The organism is Fibrella rubiginis, assembly GCF_017353185.1.
Lineage (GTDB): Bacteria > Bacteroidota > Bacteroidia > Cytophagales > Spirosomataceae > Fibrella > Fibrella rubiginis.
This window is the reverse complement of sequence record NZ_JAFMYV010000028.1, coordinates 1-2,859: the sequence shown is the minus strand read 5'-3', so window position 1 is coordinate 2,859 and position 2,859 is coordinate 1. Positions and strand designations below refer to the sequence as shown.

Below are 2,859 nucleotides of genomic sequence, written 5' to 3'. Positions count from 1 at the left end.
AACCAACACCTACGGCTGCTCGGCTATCACCTCAGGCACCGTCACGGTCAACCCGGCCGTAACGGCCACGGTAACGCAGAGCCAGACTATTTGCGAAGGCAATACGGTTACGCTCACCGCAACGGGTGGTACAGGCTACGTTTGGTCTACCAACGCCACAACCGCCTCGATCCCGGTTTCGCCAACGACAACCACCACGTATAGCGTGACGGTAACCAACGCTGACGGTTGCTCAGCCGTAGCCTCAACGCGGGTGACGGTGAACCCAACGCCGGTGCTCTCGGTCAACAGCGCCACCATCTGCATTGGTCAGTCAACGATCCTGAGCCTGTCAGGTTGCGCCGGGACGGTAGTTTGGTCAACGGGAACGACGGGTGCTACACTCGAAATTTCACCGCTGGCAACCGCTACGTACTCAGCTACCTGTACCCTTAGCACGGGCTGCACAGCCACGACCACTACTACGGTAACGGTATTGCCAACGCCATCGGTAGCCTCGCAGGATGTAGTCGTTACACGGGCTACCTGCAACGGTGCTACACCGAACAACGACGCCAAAATCGCCCTGTCAAATCTGCAAAATACCGTTCGCGCTACGATCTCAGCAGCCGACGGTAGCCCCGCAGCCGGCGACGTAAGCGTAACAGCCAGCAACGGTGTGATCACGTTCAGCAACCTGCCAAACCCAGGTCAGCGTGTCACGTATACGATCCGTCTGTTTGGCCCATCGGGTTGCACCAGCGATGTGATGGTCATGCTCAACCCTGCCGAGTGTGCCTGCCCAGCAGCCAAGTGCGTACCCATTGTGGTGCAGAAAGTGAGGTAGTTTAGTAAGGTGTTTGAAAAAGCCCCCTGCAGCGTTGCGGGGGGCTTTTTGCGTTTAAAGGGATAAAATGACGGTCAACTTTTATCCCTATTTGTTTGTTGCTTATACAGACAAACTGGGTGCAAAATCGTACCTTTGCCCCTTCATTTTAGCCGCTACGAGTAATCTAATATGCTATCAATCAGTAACTTACAAGCATCAATCGGAGATAAGCAAATCCTGAAAGGTATTGACCTGACCGTGAAGCCCGGCGAAGTACACGCCATCATGGGCCCAAACGGTTCGGGCAAAAGCACCCTGGCCAACGTACTGGCCGGGCGGGAAGATTATACCGTAACCGACGGCTCGGTGCTGTTTGAGGGAAAAGACCTGCTGGACCTGTCGGCCGAAGAACGGGCAGCCGAAGGTATCTTCCTGGCCTTCCAATACCCCATTGAAATTCCGGGTGTGAGCACCACCAACTTTCTGAAAACGGCGCTCAACGAAATCCGCAAATACCGCGGCCAAACCCCGCTCGATGCCGTGCAGTTTCTGAAGCTGATGAAAGAGCGCATGAAGCTCGTCAGCATCGACCAGTCGCTGCTGAGCCGGTCGCTGAATGAAGGTTTTTCGGGTGGTGAAAAGAAACGTAACGAAATTTTCCAGATGGCCATGCTCGAACCGAAACTGGCTATTCTGGACGAAACCGATTCGGGTCTCGACATCGACGCCCTGCGCATTGTGGCCGAGGGTGTCAACAAACTGCGCTCTCCCGAACGCTCAGCCATTGTAGTGACGCACTACCAGCGCCTGCTCGATTACATCGTGCCCGATTTTGTTCACGTTCTCTACAAAGGCCGCATCGTGAAGTCAGGACCGAAAGAACTGGCCTACGAACTGGAAGAAAAAGGCTACGATTGGATCATCGCCGAAGTCGAAGCGGCATAAACGTGTTCAACGTTTAAGGTCCAATGTCTAAAGTTGCTCCGCCAACTAACTCTATAGCATCTGGCAAAGCAACTTTAGACATTGAACTTTAAACATCGAACTTCCTTTCTATGAACCCCCAACAATATACCCCCTTCAAAGACCAGCTTATCGCGGCCTTTCGCGAGGGCGAGGCCCGGATGAACGGGGCCAGTAAATCGGCATTCCATCAGTTGCGGCGATCAGCCCTGCAAACGTTTGAAACGCTGGGCTTCCCCACGATCCGGCACGAAGAGTGGAAATACTCGAACGTGAAAGCCATGATCGGCGAGACCTACGGCTTCGACATGGGTACGGATCTTACCGCCGACGATTTGCCTCAGTTGCAGATTCCGAACCTGAACGGCAATGTTCTCTACTTCGTAAACGGTCACTACCGCGCTGACCTGTCGCAGCTCGTCAGCCCCGCCGATCAGTTGCAGATCAAGTCGTTTGCTGATGCGCAACAGACCGACGCCGAGACGATTGGTCTCCATTTTGGCCGCTACGCCGATTTTCAGGATAGCGCGTTCACGGCCCTGAACACTGCCTTTGCCAGCGACGGTGTGTTCATCCGCGTACCCGACAACAAGGTGGTAACGGAACCTATTATTCTGCGCTTCATCACCGACGCCCGGCAGCAGAATATTGCCGCCCAGCCCCGCAACCTGATTGTGGTGGGCCGCAACGCCGAAGTGAACGTGGCCGAAGCCTACCGCACCCTGGGTGACCATGCCGGATTCACCAATGTGGTGACAGAAGTGGTCATGGCCGCCGATGCCCGCATGGAACATTACCGGGTGCAGAACGAATCGGAGCGCGCCTATCATATTGCCCGTACGCAGGTAAGCATGGCCGACAACAGCCTCTACCACAACGCCACAATCACGCTCAACGGGGGTTTTGTGCGCAACGATCTGAACATTGTACTCAACGGTCAGCACTGCGAGTCGTTTATGTATGGCCTGTACATGCCCAATGGCACGCAACACGTTGACAACCACACGCTTGTCGACCACGCCATGCCCAACTCGCAAAGTAATGAGTTGTATAAAGGCATTCTGAACGACAGGGGCACGGGCGTCTTC

At 54.9% G+C, this 2,859-nt stretch carries 3 protein-coding genes; all 3 read left to right on the top strand.

All coding sequences use genetic code 11. The annotated features are described in order from the left end of the window. The coding region (locus J2I47_RS26300; RefSeq protein ID WP_510186179.1) for a CVP-CTERM putative protein-anchoring domain-containing protein at window positions 1-826 on the top strand (826 nt) is incomplete at its 5' end. A 171-nt stretch (window positions 827-997) separates the two neighbouring features. After that, window positions 998-1,753, top strand: coding sequence for a Fe-S cluster assembly ATPase SufC (sufC, locus tag J2I47_RS26295; protein ID WP_207367614.1), 756 nt, complete (start codon window positions 998-1,000; stop codon window positions 1,751-1,753). 110 nt (window positions 1,754-1,863) lie between these two features. After that, window positions 1,864-2,859, top strand: a 996-nt coding sequence (locus J2I47_RS26290) for a SufB/SufD family protein (RefSeq protein ID WP_207367613.1), incomplete at its 3' end; no start/stop codon positions are given.